The organism is Kribbella sp. CWNU-51, assembly GCF_054073265.1.
Genome location: NZ_JBSXMZ010000004.1, coordinates 1,059,963 through 1,079,414 on the forward strand (window position 1 = coordinate 1,059,963; position 19,452 = coordinate 1,079,414).

A 19,452-nucleotide genomic window follows, 5' to 3' on the forward strand; every position below is an offset into this window, starting at 1 on the left:
AGATGTGGGTCGCTTGATGAATGTCCGCTGGATCGCCGCCGCGCTGGCGATCCTGGTGCTCGCCGCGGTGTGCGTCCAGCTCGGCCGCTGGCAGTTGCACCGCCTGGACGAGCGCAAGGCCCGCAACGACGTCACCCGGGCCAATCTGAAGGCCCCGCCGGCGCCGCTCGACCAGGTCGTCGGTCAGCAGGGCGTGATCGGCGACCAGCATGCGTGGCGGACGGTCGTCGTCACCGGCACGTTCGACGCGTCGAAGCAGATCGTCATGCGGTACCGCAATGTCAGTGACCGGCCCGGCTTCGAGATCGTCACCCCGCTGATGCTCCCCGACGGCAAGGGGGTCCTGGTCGATCGAGGCTTCCTGGCCCGCCAGGGCGCCGAGCTCGCTCCGCTGCGGATTCCCGACGTACCGACCGGCGAGGTGACGATCACCGGCCGGCTGCAGCGCAGCGAACGCGGCGGCAACACCAACGGCGGGACGCCCGACGACGGTACGGCGCGACTGATCAACGGACCGGACTTCGCCAAGGCCCTCGGCCTGAACCTGTACGACGGCTACATCACCGTGGACAAGCAGGAACCGGCCAACGACCCGGCGTTCGGCGCGTTCCCGGGACCGGAGATCGACGACGGGCCACACTTCTTCTACGCGCTGCAGTGGTTCTTCTTCGCGCTGCTGGCGCTCGGTGGACTGGTCTACTTCTCCAGACAGGAAGTACGCGGTGAACGATCAGCGGGTGACAGCGCAGCGGCCGCATCGCCGGAACCGTCCCGACCCGAAGCACGTACCGGAGCGGCGGATTGAGGACTACGCGCTGATCGGTGACCTGCAGACCGCCGCGCTGGTGTCCAGGCAGGGCTCGATCGACTGGCTGTGCCTCCCGAGGTTCGACTCCGAGGCTTGTTTCGCGGCGCTGCTCGGCACCGACGAGAACGGCCACTGGCGGGTCGCCCCCCGCGACGACGACGCGGTCAGCAGCCGGCACTACCGCGACGACACGCTGATCCTGGAGACCGAATGGTCCACCGCGACGGGATCAGTCCGGGTGATCGACTTCATGCCACCACGCGACGCCGCGCCCGACGTCGTGCGGATCGTCGAAGGCATCAGCGGGACAGTGGAGATGCGGTCCGAGCTGCGGCTGCGGTTCGACTACGGTCAAGTGGTTCCGTGGGTGCGGAACCTCGACGGCCAGGTAGTCGCAATCGCCGGTCCGGACGCGGTGTCGTTGCGGTCCGACATCCATCAGTACGGGCGCGACTTCGCGACGTACGCGGATTTCCGGGTCTCGGCCGGGGACCGCGCCTGGTTCGTGCTCACCTGGCATCCGTCGCACCACCCGGTGCCCCAGCCGACCGACGCCCTCGCGTCTCTCGAGCCGACCGCGACGTACTGGACCGAGTGGATCGCTCGCAGCAAGGGCGCGAACGAGTTCGGCGAGGAGGTCACCCGCTCGATCCTCACGCTCAAGGCGCTCACCTACGACCCGTCCGGCGGCATCGTCGCGGCGCCGACCACCTCGCTGCCCGAGGCGCTGGGTGGGCAGCGCAACTGGGACTACCGGTTCTGCTGGTTGCGCGACGCAACGATGACGCTGGCGGCGATGCTGCGGTCCGGCTACAGCGAGGAAGCCCACGCCTGGCGGGACTGGCTGCTCCGGGCGATCGCCGGATCGCCCTCCGACCTGCAGATCATGTACGGCGTGACCGGGGAACGGCGGCTGCGGGAGTTCGAGGCGGACTGGCTGCCCGGGTTCGCGGCGTCGGCGCCCGTACGGATCGGGAACGCCGCCGCGGACCAGCTGCAGATCGACGTGTACGGCGAGGTGATGGACGTCCTCGCACTGGCCCGGGAGACGCAGATCGGGGCGAGCGACGAAGCGTGGGCCGTGCAACGCGGGCTGATGCGCCACCTCTCCGAGATCTGGAACCAGCCGGACGAGGGCATCTGGGAGGTCCGCGGCGGCCGGCAGCACTTCACCCACTCGAAGGTGATGGCCTGGGTCGCGTTCGACCGGGCCGCGCGGGCGGTCGAGCGGTTCGGGCTGGGCGGACCGGCCAAGCAGTGGCGGGCGATGGCGGACGAGATTCACCGGGACGTGTGCGAGAAGGCGTTCGACCCGGAGCGGAACACCTTTACCCAGGCCTATGGCAGCAAGGCGCTGGATGCCGCCGTACTGCTGATCCCGCAGGTCGGTTTCCTGCCGCCCAGCGATCCGCGGGTGGCCGGGACGGTCGACGCGGTGCAGCGGGAGCTGGCCGCCGACGGGTTCGTCCGGCGGTATCTGACCGAGCACACCGATGACGGCCTGCCCGACGACGAGGGCGTGTTCCTGATCTGCTCGTTCTGGCTGGCCGACGCGCTGGCGATGATCGGCCGGGTCGGCGAGGCCCGCGACCTGTACGACCGCCTCGTTGCCCTGCGCAACGATGTGGGGTTGCTGGCGGAGGAGTACGACCCGGCGACCGGCCGGATGCTCGGGAACTTCCCGCAGGCCTTCTCGCATCTGGGGCTGGTCAACACCGCCTGGCATCTGACCACCGCCGAGTCGCCGCTGCGCCGGTCGGCGTACTAGGCACTGGTTCTTGCCGGAGGCCACGAACCGTCGAGGTGCGCTACGGGGTGTGGTGAGGCAGGATGGTGACGTGGACCTCGGACTGCGCGACCGCACCTACATCGTCACCGGAGCCAGCGCCGGACTCGGCTTCGCCACCGCGAAAGCCCTCGCCGGCGAAGGCGCCCGGCTGGTGATCTCCAGCCGCAACGAGGAGTCGATCGCCCGCGCCGCGGCCCAGCTCGGCGAGAACGTCGTCGGCATCCCCGTCGACAACGCCGATCCGGAGAGCGCCGAGCGGCTGGCCGCGACCGCGATCGCCAAGTGGGGCGCATTGCACGGCGCCCTGATCAGTGTCGGCGGCCCCCGGCCGGGCACGGCCCTGGACACCGACGAGGAGGACTGGCGGGCGGCGTTCGACAGCGTCTTCCTCGGCGGCCTGCGGATCGCCCGCTCGGTCGCCCGCGCGGGTTCGGAGGGTACGTCGATCGCCTTCGTGCTGTCGTCGTCGGTGAAGTCCCCGATCAGCGGCCTGGCCATCTCGAACGGCCTGCGCCCCGGGCTGGCGATGGTGGCCAAGACCCTCGCCGACGAGCTAGGCCCGAACGGCACCCGCGTGAACGGGCTGCTGCCCGGCCGGATCGCCACCGACCGGCTGAAGGAGCTCGACGCCAAGGGTGGCGACCCGGAGGCGGCCCGGCGCGCCTCCGAGAAGACCATCCCCTTGCGTCGCTACGGCGACCCCGACGAGTTCGGCCGCGTCGCCGCCTTCATCCTCTCCCCCGCCGCCTCCTACATCACCGGAACCATCCTCCCCATCGACGGCGGAGCCCTCCGAGCCCTGTAGGGCTCAGCCCCACTGGCCGGGGACGTAGTCGCCGGCCGGCTGCTGGGTGATGATGTTGAGACGGTTCCAGGTGTTCATGATCGCGATCATGCACACCAGTGCGGCGAGCTGGTCCTGGTCGTAGTGGTTCGAGGCGTTCGCCCAGACCTCGTCGCTGACACCGCCGGCGGCGTCGGCGACGCGGGTGCCTTCCTCGGCCAGCTGCAGGGCAGCGCGCTCGGCCTCGGTGAACACCGTGGCCTCACGCCAGGCGGCGACCAGGTTGAGCCGCACGGCGGTCTCCCCGTGGTGCGCGGCGTCCTTCGTGTGCATGTCGATACAAACCGCGCAGCCGTTGATCTGGCTGACCCGAAGCTGCACCAGCTCCACCGTCGCCAGCGGGATCGACCCCGCCACCGCGGTGCTCGCCGAGACGACGTGCTTGATGAACTTGGCCGCGACCGGGCTGGCCGCGTAGTCGATACGGGCGTCCATAGGTATTTCTCCTTGCCGTGTTGGCTGTTGACACCCCCTCCGACGAGACAGCCCGGCAAAGTGTGAGTTCGGCTGGGGTCAGTCCGGCGCGATCCGGTTGCCCTGCTCGTCCCAGTGCTCGGCAACCTTCTTGCTCGGCTGGACACGGGGCGGCTCGCCCGGCATCTTCGGGTAGTCGGGCGGGAAGTTCAGCTCTCCGCCAGGGAGTTCCTCCCACAGGCGCAGCAGCGGATCGAGCGGGTACGCCGTCTCGTCCATGTCCGCCCAGGGATCGCCGTCGGCGAGGTAGTCCGGAACCGTGTGCAGGTTGAAGGCACGCGGGTCGTCCACCTCGGCAAGCCGGTCCCAGGTCATCGGCGTACTGACCGGCGCACCCGGCCGCGGTCGCAGCGACCAAGCGCCCGCGACCGTACGGTCGCGGAGGTTCTGGTTGAAGTCCAGGAAGATCGAGGCTTCGCCGCGTTCCTCCTTCCACCAGGCCGTCGTCACACCGTCGTCGCGCCGCTCGAGCTCGCGGCCGAGGCCGATCGCGGCGTGCCGGACCTCGTCGAAGGTCCACTCCGGCCGGATCCGCACGTAGATGTGGATCCCCCGGTTGCCACTGGTCTTCGGATATCCCCGAAGGCCCAGCTCCTCGAGAAGCTCGCGTGCGACGCCGGCCACCCGCCGGGCATCGGCGAAGGTCGCGCCGGGCTGTGGATCGAGATCGAGGCGCAGCTCGTCGGGGTGGTCGAGATCGCCGCTGCGCACCGCCCACGGGTGGAAGGTCAGCGTGCCCATCTGGGCGGCCCACACCGCAGCGGCAGGCTCGGTCAGGCACAGCTCGTCGATCGGGCGGTCGTTCGGCGTCAGTACGCGGCAGGTCTGGAGCCAATCGGGAGCACCCTTGGGGAGGCGCTTCGAGTAGAAGCCGTCCCCGGTCTGACGACCGATCGAGTCCACCGACAGCGTCATCCCCTCGCGCCACCCACCGGGCCAGCGTTCCAGGGCGACCGGACGGTCACCGGAGGCTCGCATGAATGCGGGAGCCACCCCGATGAAGTACTCGCAGACCTGCAGTTTGGTGACCTCCGGAGCCCAGTCGGTCGCCTCGTAGACCACCCGATCGGGGCTGGAGACCCGGACCTCGCGGTCTCCCACAGTGACCATCACCCCTGTGCTCTTCGCCATGGCGTGACGCTATCGCCCTCGGTCTGTCCAGTGCCACCACCGCCGTGCACCGACCGCGACACTCAACGCGGCCACCGATCTGTACGTCGCAAGCAGCACAGAAAAAGCCGCTGTCGCCGCCATCTGATCCGCCGTCAGCGTGAATTGACGAACAAACGCTTTGTCCATTGCCCTCCGCGAGCGGCGCACCTACCGTCACATGCATGGGTGGGGTGCCCGGGGGAGATTCCAGAGTGCAGGTGGCCAGGCTTCGAGAGGCCAGGCCACTGCTGCTCGTCGCCGACGCTGACCCGGAGCGTCTGGAGCGCTGTGAAACCGAACTGGAGCGGGGCTTCGGCGTTGACTTCAGGGTCCGCGGTGAGCTGACAGCCGCTGCTGCGATCAATTCCTTACAGCAAGCGCACGAGTGGGGACAGCGGGTCGCCGTCGTCCTGGTCGATCACGCGTTCGCCGACGCCGCGCGAACCGAGATCCTCGCGGCGGCCCGCACGCTGCACCCGGACGCGCGCCGGGCGTTGCTGATCGAGTGGGGCGCCTGGGCGGACCGGGCGACGGCGGCGGCGATCCTGTCCGCGATGTCGGTCGGCGATATCAACTACTACGTCCTCAAGCCGTGGATCGCGCGGGACGAGTTGTTCCACCGGACCGTCGCGGAATTCGTCCAGGAGTGGTCGCGCACCGAGGTAGCGAACCTGCGCGAGGTGGTCGTGATCGCCTCCGACCACTCGGTCCGCGCCCAGGCGGTGCGCAGCCTGCTCGCACGCAACGGCATCCCGAGCGCCTTCCGGGCGAGTGGTTCGGCGTCGGCGAACGACGCACTGGAGTTCATCGGGGAGCCGGATCCCGGTGACGGTGTGCTGGTCTGGATGCCGGCGGTCGGCGGCACCCTGTTGCACGATCCGACCGACGTGGAGATCGCCGAGGCGTGGGGGGTGCCGACGAGGCTGGCTCCCGGCGAGGAGCCGTCGTTCGATGTGCTGGTGATCGGGGCCGGTCCAGGCGGGTTGGCGGCGGCCGTCTACGCGTCGTCCGAGGGTTTGCGGACGTTGGTGGTGGAGCGGGAGTCGATCGGCGGGCAGGCCGGGTCCACGTCGCTGATCCGCAACTATCTGGGGTTCTCCCGGGGTATTCGTGGCTCGGAGCTGGCCCAGCGCGGATACCAGCAGGCCTGGGTGTTCGGCGTGCACTTCATGCTGATGCGGACGGTCGAGCGGGTCGAGAAGCGTGGCAACCGTTTCGTCGCCGTGATCGGGGACGTCGGTGAGGTGACCGCACGGGCCGTCGTACTCGCGGCGGGCGTGTCGTATCGGAGGCTCGGCGTACCGTCGCTGGAGAAGCTGATGGGGACCGGTGTGTACTACGGCGCCAATGTCTCGGAGGTCCATGGGTTGAAGGGTCTCGACGCCTGCGTGGTCGGTGGCGGGAACTCGGCCGGGCAGGCGGTCGTGGATCTGGCTCGGTACTGCCGGCATGTCACGTTGGTGATCCGCGGCAAGGATGTGGCCGCGGGGATGTCGCAGTACCTGATCGACGTGATCCAGGCCGCGGCGAACGTGACCGTGCGGGTGTCCAGCGAGGTTGTCGACGGCGGCGGCGACAGGTGGCTGCAGAAGGTCACGCTTCGGGACCGCGAGACCGGCGCCGAGGAGACGCTTGCTGTCGACGGACTGTTCGTGATGATCGGTGCTGTGCCTGGTACGGATTGGCTACCGGAGGAGGTGGGCCGGGATCGGCGTGGCTTCGTCCTGACCGGCACGGATGCGGGCGTCGATCCGCACTGGCACGAGGCCCGGCCGCCGCAGCCTTACGAGACCACGGTCCCGGGGCTGTTCGCGATCGGCGACGTACGGAGCGAGTCGGTGAAACGGGTGGCGTCCGCGGTCGGCGAGGGTTCTGTGGTCGTGTCGCAGATCCACACTCATCTGAGGGTCTCGTCGGATGCCTAAGCAGCGGTTCGTCTACACCCCGGCGATGGTCGCGCTGACCGCTCTGGTGCTGCTGATACCGCTGGCTGGATTGGTCCTTCTGCTGAACGCGCCCCGGCTCAACGTGCATTGGGAGCACCACCCGACGCACTTCTGGCTGGTGCTCCTTACTGCTGGGCTGAGCGCCGTACTCGCGTACGTGACGGGTGCGGCGGCGCTTCGTCGGGGGGATCCCCGGGTGCTGTTCATCTCGCTGACGTTTCTGTCGGCGGCAGGGTTTCTCGGGTTGCACGCGCTGGCCACGCCGAAGGTGCTACTCGCCACGCCGAACGTCGGCTTCACGCTCGCGACCCCCGTGGGCGTCGCGCTCGGCTCGGTGTTCGCGGTCGTGTCCACCCTGAACTTCTCCGGGGACCGGGTGGCGTCCGCGATGCGGTGGGGACGGTGGCTCCGGGCCGGCCTGCTGGCGCTGATGGCCTTGTGGGCCGCGGCCTCGGTCCTGCGGTTGCCGCCGTTGCACGCCGCCGCCGTGCCGGAGGTTGCCGACGGCATCCTCAAGGTGATCGCCGTACCGGCTGTGCTGCTGTACGCCATCGCGGCGGCGCGTTTCCTGCGGAGCTGGTGGGAGCGCCCGTCGCTGATGGTGTTGGCGATGGTCGCCGCCAACGTGCTGCTCGGTGAGGCGATGGTCGCGCTGGTGTTCGCGCAGAACTGGGCGCTGTCGTGGTGGGAGTGGCATGTGCTGCTGCTCACCGCGTTCGCACTGGTTCTGGTCGGCGTACGGCTCCAGTGGTACGAGGAGAGGTTCGCGGACCTGTATCTGGAGGACACCGTGTCGGGGCAGCGCGAGCTGAGCGTGCTGTTCGCGGATCTGGAGGGGTTCACCACGTTCTCGGAGAACCACGACTCGGCCGAGGTCACGGCGATGCTCAACACGTACTTCCAGGTCGTCGTACCTCCCGTCGTACGGCGCCATGGCGGCACTGTGGACCGGATCATCGGCGACGCGCTGATGGTGACCTTCAACAAGCGTGGTGACCAGCCGGACCACGCCGCCCGCGCGGCCGCGGCGGGACTGGCGCTGCAGGACGCGGCGATCGCGGTCCAGGCGGCGCACCCGAACTGGCCGCGGTTCCGGGTCGGCATCAACACCGGGATCGCGTCGGTCAGCCTGCTGGGCACCGAGGGCGGGCGGACGCACACGGTCATCGGCGACACGGTCAACGTCGCGTCCCGGATCGAGGGCAAGGCTCCCGGCGGTGGTGTGGCCATCGGGCCGGCCACCAAGGCACTTCTGCCGGATGCGGTCACGGAGTCGCTCGGGCTGCTCAGACTCAAGGGCAAGGCCGAGCCGCTGGAGGTCCACCACCTGCTGGCGATGCACCCCGGCGAATGATCACCCGTGCCTTCCGGGCGCGCACCGGCTGTTCACGTGTTGGACCTTGGCGGCGACTGGTCCGGGTGTGAGAATCCGGCTCATGTCTGCCCAGAACCGATCACGGCGCCACCTAGGCGCCCTCGTGATCACCTCGAGTCTCATCGCCTCCGGGCTGGCGGTGGCGTTCATCGCCGCGCCGGCGGACGCGGCTTCCACCGACGTGGTCATCACCGAGGTGTACGGCGGCGGTGGCAACAGCGGCGCCCCGTACACGAACGACTTCGTCGAGCTGACGAACAACTCCAGCGCGCCGGTCGACGTGAGTGGCTGGTCGATCCAGTACGCGTCGGCGGCCGGAACCACCTGGCAGGTCACCCACCTCACCGGGAGCATCGCCCCGGGTACCGCCTACCTCGTCCAGGAGGGGGCCGGTGCCGGGAACGGTCAGCCGATGCCGACGCCGAACGCCTCGGGCACCATCGCGATGTCGGCCACCGCCGGCAAGATCGCGCTCGTCACCAACCAGACCGCGCTGGCCTGCGGATCAGCCTGTCATGCGGACGCCGGCGTCAAGGACTTCGTGGGCTACGGCTCGACGGCGAACGACTCCGAGACCGCTCCCGCACCGGGGCTGTCGAACACCACCTCGGCCGCGCGCGTCGACGCGACGAAGGACACGGACAACAACAGTGCCGACTTCGCCGCCGGCAACCCGTCACCGGGCACGGTGACCTCGACGCCGACCGAGCCGCCGGTCGACGCCAAGATCCACGACATCCAGGGCGCCGCGCACCGGTCGCCGCTCGAGGGAAAGGTGGCCGCCAACGTCACCGGTGTGGTGACCGCGAAGACCGGCAACGGGTTCTGGTTCCAGGACCCGCAGCCGGACACCGACCCGGCGACCAGCGAGGGCCTGTTCGTCTTCACCAGCTCCGCGCCGACGGTCTCCGTCGGTGACGCCGTGACGGTGCAGGGCATGGTTGCCGAGTTCCGTCCCGGCGGCTCGGGCGGAGTCACCAACCTGACCACCACCGAGCTCACCAACCCGACGATCACGGTCACCGGCGCGGCCGCTGTCCCGGCTCCGACGATCGTCGGCCCGGGTGGCCGCGTCCCGCCGTCGACCGTGATCGACGACGACTCGGCCGGTGACGTCGAGACCACCAGCACGGCGTTCGACCCCGCCAACGACGGCCTCGACTTCTGGGAGTCGCTGGAAGGTATGTGGCTGGGCATCAACGAGCCCCAGGTCACCGGTCCGACCAGTTCGTTCCGTGAGCTGTCCGTCGTACCGGCCGGATCCGGGGTGCGGACCGTGCGCGGCGGCATCCTGCTGCAGAAGACCGACAGCAACCCCGAGCGCGTCCTGCTCGACGACGTGCTGACGCCGATCCCGGACGCGAAGACCGGCGACAAGCTGGCCGGTGTGGTGACGGGTGTCCTGGACTACTCGTTCGGGAACTTCAAGTTCCTGCCGACGGTGACGCCGACCGTGATCGACGGTGGCGTGAAGCGCGAGACGACCAAGGCGTCCTCGCCGCTGCAGGTATCGGTGGCGACGTTCAACGTGGAGAACCTGGACCCGTCCGACGGTCCGGCCAAGTTCGACGGGCTGGCACAGGCAGTGGTGAAGAACCTCGCCTCGCCCGACATCGTCGGTCTGGAGGAAGTGCAGGACAACGACGGCGCCACGAACTCCGGCAACACCCAGGCGAACCTCACCCTGGACACGCTCGTCGCCGCGATCCAGGCCGCGGGCGGACCGAAGTACGCCTATCGCCAGATCGACCCGGTGAACAACGCCGAGGGTGGCGAGCCGGGCGGCAACATCCGGGTCGCGTTCATGTACCGGACGGACAAGCCGGTGAAGTTCGTCGACCGCCCGGGTGGCGGCTCGACGGTCCCGACGACGATCACCACCGACCGGTTCGGCCGGCCGCACCTGAGCTCGTCGCCGGGCCGGGTCGACCCGGCCAACCCGGCCTGGGCCGCGACGCGGGTTCCGCTGGCCGGTGAGTTCACCTGGCACGGGCAGAGCCTGTTCGTGGTGGTCAACCACTTCAGCTCCAAGGGTGGCGACAACCCGCTGTGGGGCCGGTTCCAGCCGCCGGTCCAGGTGACCGCGGAGAAGCGGCACCAGCAGGCTCAGGCGGTCCGTGGGTTCGTGGACCAGATCCTCGCGAAGGACAAGGGCGCGAACGTGGTCGTGCTCGGTGACCTGAACGACTTCGACTGGTCCGAGACCGCGGACATCCTGGTCGGCGCCGGCAAGACCGCGCTGATCGACCTGCCGCGGACCCTGCCGCTCAAGGAGCGCTACAGCTACGTGTTCGAGGGCAACAGCCAGATCCTCGACCAGATCCTGATCTCGAAGAACCTGCAGCCGGCCTCGTCGTACGACGTGGTGCACATGAACGCGGAGTTCCCGGACCAGATCAGCGACCACGACCCCCAGGTGGTGCGGCTCATCCCACTGCCGTCCTGGGTGCACTGACCTCACGGGAGTCTTACGTCGGTCGCCCGGGCGGGGTTTTCCTTGCCCGGGCGCCGATACTGGAGTCGTGACAGATGACACCAAGCAGTACGCCGTGACCAAGTCCGACGCGGAGTGGAAGGCGCAGCTCTCCCCCGCCGAATTCCAGGTACTGCGCAAGGCCGGGACCGAGCGGCCGTACACCGGTGAGTACACCGACACGAAGACCGTCGGTGTCTACAAGTGCCGGGCCTGCGACGCGGAGCTGTTCCGCAGCGAGAACAAGTTCGACTCGCACTGCGGCTGGCCGTCCTTCTTCGCACCGCTGGCCGAGGACCGGGTCCAGTACATCGAGGACAGTACCCTCGGCATGAAGCGCGTCGAGGTCCGCTGCGCCAACTGCGGCTCTCACCTCGGCCACGTCTTCGAAGGCGAGGGCTACGAGACCCCGACCGACCTCCGCTACTGCATCAACAGCATCAGCCTCACCCTGCAACCCGCCTGAAGCCGGCGGGCCGTCGGCCGCTGACACACTAAAGTTGGCCAGCGTGGCTGACGACTTGGGACCTCGCGTTCTCGATGCTCTTGGAGCCGACCAGCCTTGGGAGGTGCCGGAGGAGTGGCTGGCCGGTGTGCGTGACCGGCTGCGGGCGTGGGGTGACGATCCGGGCACGTTGCGGCCGGTCGCCTTCCCGGAGTTCGTCGAAGGAACGCCGGCCGCGGTGTGGTTCACCCACCAGGTCGCCCCACTCCTGACCGGCTGGATCCCGGTGCTCCACGGAGAGTACGCCGACATCTCCGCCGTACTGACCCGGGACTTCCACCGGTTGCCGCTCCGGTACGGCGGGGCCGGTCACCTGATCCGGGTCGCGGACGCCGACTGGCCGCTGCAGCTGGTGTCCGGCGCTCGCGGTTTCCGCGAAGACGCTCGCCGGCAGGCGCTGCAGCTGTCCCGCGACGTCGTGAGCCTCTTCGTCGACGCGCCGCCGATGGCGACCCGGGCTCGGGCCCTGACCAGCGCGTTCGACCGGGTGCTCTGGGACCGCGATCTCACCCACATGCACACCGCCGCCGACTACGAGACGATCGCTCAGTTCTGGCGGACCGCCGTACTCAGCGATGACGAGCGCTTGGTGCTCCCGGAGCTGGCGGGCACCGCGTCTGCCCTGTACTACTCGCTCAGCACGCTGCGGGACACGCACGCCAAGCTCGTGATGGAAGTCCCCGACGACGAAGCCGGCGACTTCGCGCAGCTGCTGGCCCGGATGATCCTGGCTATCGGGCTCGACGGCCTGCCTCCGGCCGTCGGCCAGATCCTGGGCGGCGCCGGCTGGGATGTCGTGAACGCCCTCGCCGACCTCAAGGCAGGCTTCGACGCGCACACCTGGCTGGCCGCCAACACCGAGTGGCTGGCCCGCGCGGTGCGCCGCGACCAGCAGGGGCTCGCGCGGTCCTGGGCTGCGGCGGCTACCCGGGTCTCGGTCCATCTGGCCGACGTACTCGCGGGGGCACCGTGGCCGGAGCTGGAGGTCCCGGACCTGAGCGCCTTCTTCCGTGAACCCCGGCAGAACGCCGTCTTCGATACGCCGAACCCGCCGGCCCCGGTGCGCGAGGCCGAACCGGAGCAGCAGATTGCGGTCGAGCCCGTGCCCGAGCCAGTCGTCGAGGTCGAGCCTGAGCCCGCCCAGGTTGCCGAGGTCCGGGCGGTGCCGGAGATGCTGGCTTTGCCGGAGCCGCTCGACTACACCGACAACCCGATGGCCGAGCTGGACGCGCTGATCGGGCTGGACTCGATCAAGGACGCGGTCCGCCGGATGGTGGCCGAGGTCAAGACCAACCTGCGCCGCAAGGAGCTCGGTCTGCCGAGTCACGAGCGGGCCCGGCACATGGTGTTCGTCGGCAAGCCCGGCACCGCCAAGACCACGATCGCCCGGTTGCTCAGCCGGGTCTACAAGCAGCTCGGCGTACTCGAGAAGGGCCACGTGGTCGAGGTCGACCGGTCCGACCTGGTCGGTTCCAGCGTCGGCACCACCGCGCCGCTGACCGCGGCGAAGTTCCGCGAGGCGATCGGCGGGGTGCTGTTCGTCGACGAGGCCTACACCCTGGTGCCGGAGAACATCCCGGGCGACTTCGGCCTCGAGGCCGTGGCCACCATCCTGAAGCTGATGGAGGACCACCGCGACGAGTGCATCGTGATCGTCGCCGGATACCACCGCGAGATGCAGCGGTTCATGGAGTCCAACACCGGGCTGGCGTCGCGGTTCCCCAAGCTGTTGTCCTTCAGCGAGTACGACACCAACCAGCTCGTCGCCATCTTCGAGCTGCAGGCCCGGCTGAACGGCATGATCTACACCGGCGACGTGCTGGATGCCCTCCGCGCGGTCATCCCGCCGGCTCCCCGGGCCCACAACTTCGGCAACGGCCGGTTCATCCGGAACGTGCTCGAGGAGGCCATCTCCAACCAGGCGACCCGGCTGTCGGCGTACGACCCGGACACCCTGACCGAGCGGGATCTGCGCGAGCTCCTTCCGGAGGACATCAAGCCCCCGACGTCGATGCGCGCCGAGGACTACCTCTTCCAGAAGCCTGGGACCTGAGTCGCCTAGATCGGTGTGGCCAGGGCGACCGGATTGCCCTCGGGGTCGGCGATGTAGGCCTGGCGCTCGCCCCAGGGCATGGTCGCCGGCTCCTGCAGGACCGTGTGCCCGGCGGCCCGGAACGACTCCACCTCGGCGTCGACGTCGTCGACGTACACGAAGAGCTCGAAGCGGGGCGCCGCACCGACCGTGATGCCCAGCTGGGCCTCGGGCCAGCTCGCGTCCGAGAGGCCCAGTGAGGAATCGCCGCGTTCGAGGCCGACGTAGTGCGGATCACCCTCGAGCGGGAACTGGTACGTCGGCTCGTAGCCGAGCAGCGCGTAGAAGTCGACGGACCGGCGCACGTTGCTCACGTAGAGCACCGGGAACGCTTTGCGGTGCACCGGCTTACGCCAGGTTGGCGACCAGCTCGCCGAGCTCGGTCCGCTTGCCCGTGTAGAACGGGACCTCCTCGCGTACGTGCCGCCGTGCCGTGGAGGCGCGCAGGTCACGCATCAGGTCGACCATCCGGTGCAGCTCGTCCGCCTCGAACGCCAGCATCCACTCGTAGTCGCCGAGTGCGAACGACGCCACCGTGTTCGCCCGCACGTCCGGGTAGGTGCGCGCCATCTTGCCGTGCTCGGCCAGCATGAACCGCCGCTCCTCGTCCGGCAGCAGGTACCACTCGTACGACCGCACGAACGGGTACACGCAGACGTACGCCCGCGCCTCCTCGTCGGCCAGGAACGCCGGGATGTGGCTCTTGTTGAACTCGGCCGGCCGGTGCAGCGCGAACTGCGACCAGATCGGCGCCAGGTGCCGCCCGAGCCGCGAGCGCCGCAGGGCGTGGTACGCCTTCTGCAGCGCGTCCGACGTCGGCGCGTGCCACCAGATCATGAAGTCGGCGTCCGCCCGGAATCCTTCGACGTCGTACATTCCGCGGATCACCACGTCGTCGTCGGCCCGCAGTTTCGCCAGCAGATCGGACAGCTCAGCGGTCAGCTCGTCCCGGTCCGCATCACCCAGCGGCGTCTCCACCTTGAAGACCGACCACAGGGTGTACCGGATCACATTGTTGAGTTCACGAGCTTTCGGCTTCTCTGTCACGGAGCCATTGTCCCCACTGTGGCTAAATGAGCCTGCACCCGGGTAGCTGCCTTAGCGCCTGACGCCACACAGGCTGCGATCCCCACACCCCGGTACGCCGCTCCGCAAACAGCCAGCCCAGGCTCCGCCGCCACCGCCGCCTCCACCCGGTCAACGCGGTCCAGATGCCCCACGGCGTACTGCGGAAGCCCACCACCCCACCTGGTCACCAGCGACCCGACCACAGGCGCCTGCAACCCGATGGCCCGCCCCAGATCCGCAGTGGCCAGCGCGACCAGCTCCTCATCGGACCGCTGCAGCACGTACTCCTCGCCGAGCCGTCCGACCGAGGCACGCAGTACGGCCAGCTCTCCTCCGGCCTCCCCCGACCACTCCCACTTGGCGTGCGAGTACGTCGACGCCTTGATCGTCCGCCCTTCCACCGACGGCACGAGGAACCCGGACCCGGTAGCTCCGGCCGGCCAGTCCTGCTTCCGGACCGCCAGCGTCACGATCGCCATGCTGGCGTACTCGATCGTCGCGAGCTCGGCCGATGCCGCGGGCACCAGGTCCGCCAGCATCCGGGCCGCGGGGGCCGCCGGTACGGCGATGATCACGGCGTCCGCCTCGATCAGAGTCGGTGCCGGGACCGGCCCGGCCTCCAGCGCGTAACCGGCCGGCGTCCGCGTGATCCGCCGTACGGCGAGCGTGCGCCGGATCTCGACGCCACGAGCCGTCAGATCCTTCTCCAGCGCCTCGATGATCCGGTTGATCCCGCCCACGACACCCGCGAACACCGGCTGGCCGGCCCGGAGCTGCCCCGCCTCCCGGAGCTCGGCGGTCGCCGCAAGCAGGCTCGGCGCGGTCCGCAGCTTGGCGTACAGCTCCGGCACCGCAGCCGCCAGCGAGATCTCCTCGGCCTTGCCGGCGTACACCCCACCGAGCAGCGGATCGATCAGCTTGTCCGTCACCGCCGGCCCCATCCGGTCGGCGACAAATCGCCCGATCGCAACGTCCTCGGTCAGCGCCGGCGCCGGCAACTCCGCCTCGTGTGCCACCGCGTCAGCCGCCGCTGAGCCGAGTACGTCGACAGTCGCCGCCGGGTCGACCGGGACACCCATGATGGTCGGCGGGATGGCCCGGATCCGGTCACCGACCCACAGCCCGGCGGAGGTCGTGGCCGGATGCACCAGATCGTCGCCGAGCCCGACCGCGCGGATCAGGTCGACGGCCTCCGGCCGCCGGGCCAGCACCGACTCGGCGCCCAGATCGACCGGCACACCCTCGACCTGACCACCCGCGAGCTTGCCCCCGAGTCGCGGCGACCCCTCGAGCACGGTGATCCGCGGCGGATTCGGCCCGGTCGCCAGCGCGTACGCAGCCGCCAGCCCGCTGATTCCGCCACCAACCACAACCACCCGGCTCACACTTCCTCCAGCATCAACTCGTACCTCGTCCCCGGTCCCAGGTCCGTGTTCGACTTGCCGATCGGCCGGAAGCCTGCCCGCGTCAAGATCGCCTGCGACGCGGGGTTGCGGTCCGACGCCCCCGCCCACAGCCTCGTCAGCCTGTACTCCGACGCAGCGAGCTGGATGACCGCGCGCACCGCGGCCGTGGCGAGTCCCTTACCGCCGGCCTTCTCCGCGATCCGGTAGCCGAGCTCGGCCGACCCGTTCTCGAGATCGACCAGGTTCACCCTGCCGACCACCGCACCGGACTTGTCCACCAGGACGTGGAACTGGCAGACCCCGGCCTCCTGCTCGGCCAGGCGGGCCGCGTGAATGGCCTCGAAGGACGTGAAGTAGTCGTCGCCGCGGTCCCACACCCACGCGGCGAAGTACTCGCGGTTCTCCAGCTCGAACGCGAGGACGGCGTCGGCGTGCGCGGCGGTGAGACGCTCCAGCGTCACCTCGTGGTCAGGCAGGTACACGGGCGGACTTCGCTTGGACGTACTTGGCGATGCGCCTCAGGACCTCGGGGTCGGCGTCCGGCGGGACGCCGTGGCCGAGGTTGAAGATGTGCCCCGGAGCCGCCTGGCCCTCGGCGAGGATCCGGTCGATCTCGGGCTCGAGGGCGTCCCATCCCGCGAAGAGCAGGGCCGGATCCAGGTTGCCCTGCACCGGCTTCGGACCGGCGCCGGCCGCGGTGATCCGCCGTACCGCCTCGTCCAGCGGAACGCGCCAATCGACTCCGACGACGTCGGCGCCGGCCGCGCTCATCAGGCCGAGCAGCTCGCCCGTGTTCACGCCGAAGTGGATCCGGGGTACGCCGTACGACGCCAGCGCGTCGAAGACCTTCGCGGAGTGCGGCAGGACGAACCGCTCGTAGTCACGCGGCGACAGCGCGCCGGCCCAGGAGTCGAACAGCTGGATCGCGGACGCGCCCGCCTCGACCTGCACCGAGAGGTACGCGATCGCGACGTCGGCCAGGCGGTCCGCCAACGCGTGCCACAAAGAGGGTTTGCCGTGCATGAGCGCCTTGGTCTTGACGTGGTCCTTGCTCGGCCCGCCTTCGACCAGGTACGACGCGACCGTGAACGGCGCGCCCGCGAAGCCGATCAGCGGGGTGCCGCCGAGCTCGGAGACCAGCTGCTTCACCGAGTCGGTGATGTAGGGCACGTCCGCCGGGGTGACCGGGCGGACGGTCTCGACGCCGGCCAGGTCCCGGACCGGGTCGGCGACCACCGGGCCGACGCCCGGCTTGATCTCGATGTCGAAGCCGACCGACTTCAGCGGGAGCACGATGTCGGAGTAGAAGACCGCCGCGTCGACGCCGTAACGGCGTACCGGCTGCAGCGTTATCTCGACGACGAGGTCGGGATGCATGCACGACTCGAGCATCGTGGTGCCCTCGCGGACCGCGCGGTACTCGGGCAGCGCGCGGCCGGCCTGGCGCATGAACCAGACCGGAGTGTGCGGTGCTGGCTCGCCCCGGGCAGCGAGCAGGAAGGCGGAACGGTCGAGCGCGCGCGGCTGTGGCTGAGACACACAGTGATAATCCCACGCCGTCGTCGACGTGCTGACAGGGCCATGAGCACTGCGTTACCCGGCGCGTCGTCACAGGCGTCGGTGAGTAATCAGTCGTAGGCTGCCAAGCATGGGTGCCCGCAAGCAGGTCGACGCGCCACCCGCCGAGTTCGCCGAGGCCGTGACGCAACTACGCGGTGCCCGGTTCCGGCCCGAGGTATTCGTCGAGGAGATGCCCGCGCCGCAGCGGATCGCTCCGCATGCGGCCGCGGTCAGCGCGGACGTGACGGTCGACGGTGACGATGTCGCCACCGGCCGCCTCGTCATCCTCTACGACCCGGACGGGAACGACGCCTGGCAGTCGACCTTCCGCTGTGTCGCGTACGTGCGCGCCGCCGTCGAGCCGGAGATGGTGACCGACGCGCTGCTCGGCGGCGTGGGCTGGACCTGGTTGATGGAGGCGCTGGCCGACCGGGGCGCCGACTTCCTGGCCCCTAGCGGTACCGTCACCAGGGTGGTATCGGAAAGCTTCGGCGGCATGGCCGACGACGACGCGACGGCCGAGATCGAGATCCGCGCGTCCTGGAGCCCGGTGCCGGGACCTGGAGGCGTGGTGGACGTGACCCGGCACGCCGAGGCGTGGGGCGAGGTGCTCTGCACGGCGGCCGGCCTGCCGCCGGTGCCGCCGGGGGTGGTCGCGATGCCGACCCGGCGCGGACAGCGGGGCCGATGAGCCCAGCCGAGACTCAGCAACCGACGCCTGTCCCGGACGACCCGACCGCGCACCTGCCGCTGCTCGAGCTCCGTGATGGGTTGTCGGACGTCATCGACACCGAACCCGCACTGACCGAGGTGGTCGACGCGTTCCGGTCCGCCACCGGCCCGGTCGCCGTCGACGCCGAACGCGCGTCCGGCTACCGCTACTCCCACCGCGCGTACCTGGTCCAACTGCGTCGCGAGGGCGCCGGCTCCGCACTGATCGACCCGATCCCGTTCGGCGATCTGTCCGCGCTCGGTGACGCGATCGTCGACGCCGAGTGGATCATCCATGCCGCCAACCAGGATCTGGCCTGCCTGGCCGAGGTCGGGATGGTGCCGCGGAAGGTGTTCGACACCGAACTGGCCGGCCGCCTGCTCGGGTACCCGAAGGTGGGTCTGGCCTCACTCGTGAGCGAGGTCCTCGGCTATCGGATGCGCAAGGAGCACTCCGCCGCTGACTGGTCGACCCGTCCGCTGCCCGCACCCTGGCTGGTGTACGCCGCTCTGGACGTGGAGATGCTGATCGAGTTGCGCGACGCGATCGAGCAGGAGCTGCGTCGCGAGGGCAAGTGGGAGTGGGCCGACCAGGAGTTCGCCGCGATCCTCGAGGCGCCGCCACGGGAGCCGAAGCCCGACCCGTGGCGCCGCACCTCCGGCATGCACCGGGTCCGCAATCGCCGGAGTCTGGCCGTCGTACGGGCGTTGTGGGAGGCCCGCGACCAGATCGCCGAGTCCGCGGACATCTCCCCCGGCCGGATCCTGCCGGACGCGGCGATCGTCGAGGCCGCGTCCGCGATGCCGGCGGACCGGGACACGCTGCAGAAGCTGACCGCCTTCAAGGGCCGCGGCGCACACCGCCACATGCGGACCTGGTGGGAGGCGGTCGACCACGCGCGCCGGCTCCCCGACTCCGAGCTCCCCAAGCAAGGACCCCGGTACGACGGTCCGCCACCGGCGCGAGCCTGGGCCGACCGGGACCCGGATGCGGCGGCCCGGTTGTCCGCCGCGCGGGCCGCGGTCGCGGAGATCGCCGAAGCCCACCGGCTGCCGACCGAGAACCTGCTCTCCCCCGACACGATCCGGCGGCTGGCCTGGTCGCCACCACCCGACCTGAGCCTCGACGTGGTGACGACCTTCCTGCGCGAGCACCACGCCCGCGGCTGGCAGGTCGCCCTCACCGGGGAGGCCCTGACCGACGCCATGTCCTCCGAGGCCTCGCCCGCCAAACCGCTGGACTGATCAG

Annotated in this window: 17 protein-coding genes; 10 read left to right on the forward strand and 7 right to left on the reverse strand. The window is 69.8% G+C overall.

What is annotated here, in order from left to right; genetic code table 11:
* Positions 1 to 16: 16 nt before the first annotated feature.
* From ACXC9Q_RS07200 to ACXC9Q_RS07210, 3 genes are read left to right on the forward strand one after another with little or no spacing between them, the layout of a single operon-like run.
* Positions 17 to 805: an SURF1 family cytochrome oxidase biogenesis protein gene (locus ACXC9Q_RS07200; protein WP_457055674.1), complete on the forward strand. Its 789-nt coding sequence runs from the start codon at positions 17 to 19 to the stop codon at positions 803 to 805.
* Complete coding sequence (locus ACXC9Q_RS07205) at positions 738 to 2,576, forward strand: glycoside hydrolase family 15 protein (RefSeq protein WP_457055675.1); 1,839 nt, start codon at positions 738 to 740, stop codon at positions 2,574 to 2,576. Before ACXC9Q_RS07200 ends, ACXC9Q_RS07205 begins: the two co-directional genes overlap by 68 nt.
* 49 nt (positions 2,577 to 2,625) lie before the next feature.
* Complete coding sequence (locus tag ACXC9Q_RS07210; protein ID WP_457055676.1) at positions 2,626 to 3,402, forward strand: SDR family oxidoreductase; 777 nt, start codon at positions 2,626 to 2,628, stop codon at positions 3,400 to 3,402.
* A gap of 3 nt (positions 3,403 to 3,405) precedes the next feature.
* Here ACXC9Q_RS07210 and ACXC9Q_RS07215 read toward each other — a convergent pair whose 3' ends face one another.
* Both ACXC9Q_RS07215 and ACXC9Q_RS07220 read right to left on the reverse strand, forming a co-directional pair.
* Entirely contained in the window at positions 3,406 to 3,876 is a 471-nt protein-coding gene (locus ACXC9Q_RS07215; protein WP_457055677.1) for a carboxymuconolactone decarboxylase family protein, read from the reverse strand.
* A 78-nt stretch (positions 3,877 to 3,954) separates the two neighbouring features.
* On the reverse strand, positions 3,955 to 5,046 hold the full coding sequence (locus tag ACXC9Q_RS07220) for a DNA polymerase domain-containing protein (RefSeq protein WP_457055678.1): 1,092 nt from the start codon (positions 5,044 to 5,046) through the stop codon (positions 3,955 to 3,957).
* Between the two features lie 239 nt (positions 5,047 to 5,285).
* Between ACXC9Q_RS07220 and ACXC9Q_RS07225 the strand changes: the two genes are divergently transcribed.
* The 5 genes from ACXC9Q_RS07225 (at position 5,286) to ACXC9Q_RS07245 (ending at position 13,419) form a co-directional block, all read left to right on the forward strand.
* Positions 5,286 to 6,992, forward strand: coding sequence for an FAD-dependent oxidoreductase (locus ACXC9Q_RS07225; RefSeq protein WP_457055679.1), 1,707 nt, complete (start codon positions 5,286 to 5,288; stop codon positions 6,990 to 6,992).
* The gene (locus ACXC9Q_RS07230; RefSeq protein WP_457055680.1) at positions 6,985 to 8,367 is read left to right on the forward strand and encodes an adenylate/guanylate cyclase domain-containing protein; all 1,383 of its coding nucleotides are present in this window, start codon (positions 6,985 to 6,987) and stop codon (positions 8,365 to 8,367) included. Before ACXC9Q_RS07225 ends, ACXC9Q_RS07230 begins: the two co-directional genes overlap by 8 nt.
* Before the next feature lie 82 nt (positions 8,368 to 8,449).
* Positions 8,450 to 10,843, forward strand: coding sequence for a lamin tail domain-containing protein (locus tag ACXC9Q_RS07235; protein ID WP_457055681.1), 2,394 nt, complete (start codon positions 8,450 to 8,452; stop codon positions 10,841 to 10,843).
* 67 nt (positions 10,844 to 10,910) lie between these two features.
* On the forward strand, positions 10,911 to 11,327 hold the full coding sequence (gene msrB, locus ACXC9Q_RS07240; protein ID WP_328521385.1) for a peptide-methionine (R)-S-oxide reductase MsrB: 417 nt from the start codon (positions 10,911 to 10,913) through the stop codon (positions 11,325 to 11,327).
* Positions 11,328 to 11,370: 43 nt separating this feature from the next.
* Complete coding sequence (locus tag ACXC9Q_RS07245) at positions 11,371 to 13,419, forward strand: AAA family ATPase (protein ID WP_457055682.1); 2,049 nt, start codon at positions 11,371 to 11,373, stop codon at positions 13,417 to 13,419.
* A 5-nt stretch (positions 13,420 to 13,424) separates the two neighbouring features.
* Here ACXC9Q_RS07245 and ACXC9Q_RS07250 read toward each other — a convergent pair whose 3' ends face one another.
* Genes ACXC9Q_RS07250 through hemE form a run of 5 tightly spaced genes read right to left on the reverse strand, consistent with a single transcriptional unit; the run spans position 13,425 to position 17,471 of the window.
* On the reverse strand, positions 13,425 to 13,802 hold the full coding sequence (locus ACXC9Q_RS07250; RefSeq protein WP_329478366.1) for a VOC family protein: 378 nt from the start codon (positions 13,800 to 13,802) through the stop codon (positions 13,425 to 13,427).
* A 4-nt stretch (positions 13,803 to 13,806) separates the two neighbouring features.
* Positions 13,807 to 14,505: a hydrogen peroxide-dependent heme synthase gene (hemQ, locus tag ACXC9Q_RS07255; protein ID WP_457055683.1), complete on the reverse strand. Its 699-nt coding sequence runs from the start codon at positions 14,503 to 14,505 to the stop codon at positions 13,807 to 13,809.
* Positions 14,502 to 15,911, reverse strand: coding sequence for a protoporphyrinogen oxidase (hemG, locus tag ACXC9Q_RS07260; RefSeq protein WP_457055684.1), 1,410 nt, complete (start codon positions 15,909 to 15,911; stop codon positions 14,502 to 14,504). Before hemG ends, hemQ begins: the two co-directional genes overlap by 4 nt.
* Positions 15,908 to 16,414 (reverse strand): GNAT family N-acetyltransferase, encoded by a 507-nt coding sequence (locus ACXC9Q_RS07265; RefSeq protein ID WP_457055685.1) that lies wholly within the window; start codon positions 16,412 to 16,414, stop codon positions 15,908 to 15,910. The genes hemG and ACXC9Q_RS07265 overlap by 4 nt, the downstream gene beginning before the upstream one ends.
* Positions 16,401 to 17,471, reverse strand: a complete 1,071-nt coding sequence (gene hemE, locus ACXC9Q_RS07270) for a uroporphyrinogen decarboxylase (protein ID WP_457055686.1) — start codon at positions 17,469 to 17,471, stop codon at positions 16,401 to 16,403. The genes ACXC9Q_RS07265 and hemE overlap by 14 nt, the downstream gene beginning before the upstream one ends.
* Positions 17,472 to 17,580: 109 nt before the next feature.
* Here hemE and ACXC9Q_RS07275 point away from each other — a divergent pair, with 109 nt between their 5' ends.
* Together ACXC9Q_RS07275 and ACXC9Q_RS07280 are read left to right on the forward strand one after the other, a co-directional pair.
* Complete coding sequence (locus ACXC9Q_RS07275) at positions 17,581 to 18,183, forward strand: DUF3000 domain-containing protein (protein ID WP_329478374.1); 603 nt, start codon at positions 17,581 to 17,583, stop codon at positions 18,181 to 18,183.
* Complete coding sequence (locus tag ACXC9Q_RS07280; protein WP_457055687.1) at positions 18,180 to 19,448, forward strand: ribonuclease D; 1,269 nt, start codon at positions 18,180 to 18,182, stop codon at positions 19,446 to 19,448. Before ACXC9Q_RS07275 ends, ACXC9Q_RS07280 begins: the two co-directional genes overlap by 4 nt.
* The last annotated feature ends 4 nt before the right edge of the window (positions 19,449 to 19,452 follow it).

Bases quoted from the DNA above. Each gene is read 5' to 3' on its own strand.
- ACXC9Q_RS07200 (WP_457055674.1), top strand. From the start codon at position 17: ATGAATGTCCGCTGGATCGCCGCCGCGCTGGCGATCCTGGTGCTCGCC.
- ACXC9Q_RS07215 (WP_457055677.1), bottom strand. From the start codon at position 3,876: ATGGACGCCCGTATCGACTACGCGGCCAGCCCGGTCGCGGCCAAGTTC.
- ACXC9Q_RS07220 (WP_457055678.1), bottom strand. From the start codon at position 5,046: ATGGCGAAGAGCACAGGGGTGATGGTCACTGTGGGAGACCGCGAGGTC.
- ACXC9Q_RS07230 (WP_457055680.1), top strand. From the start codon at position 6,985: ATGCCTAAGCAGCGGTTCGTCTACACCCCGGCGATGGTCGCGCTGACC.
- ACXC9Q_RS07235 (WP_457055681.1), top strand. From the start codon at position 8,450: ATGTCTGCCCAGAACCGATCACGGCGCCACCTAGGCGCCCTCGTGATC.
- ACXC9Q_RS07275 (WP_329478374.1), top strand. From the start codon at position 17,581: ATGGGTGCCCGCAAGCAGGTCGACGCGCCACCCGCCGAGTTCGCCGAG.
- ACXC9Q_RS07280 (WP_457055687.1), top strand. From the start codon at position 18,180: ATGAGCCCAGCCGAGACTCAGCAACCGACGCCTGTCCCGGACGACCCG.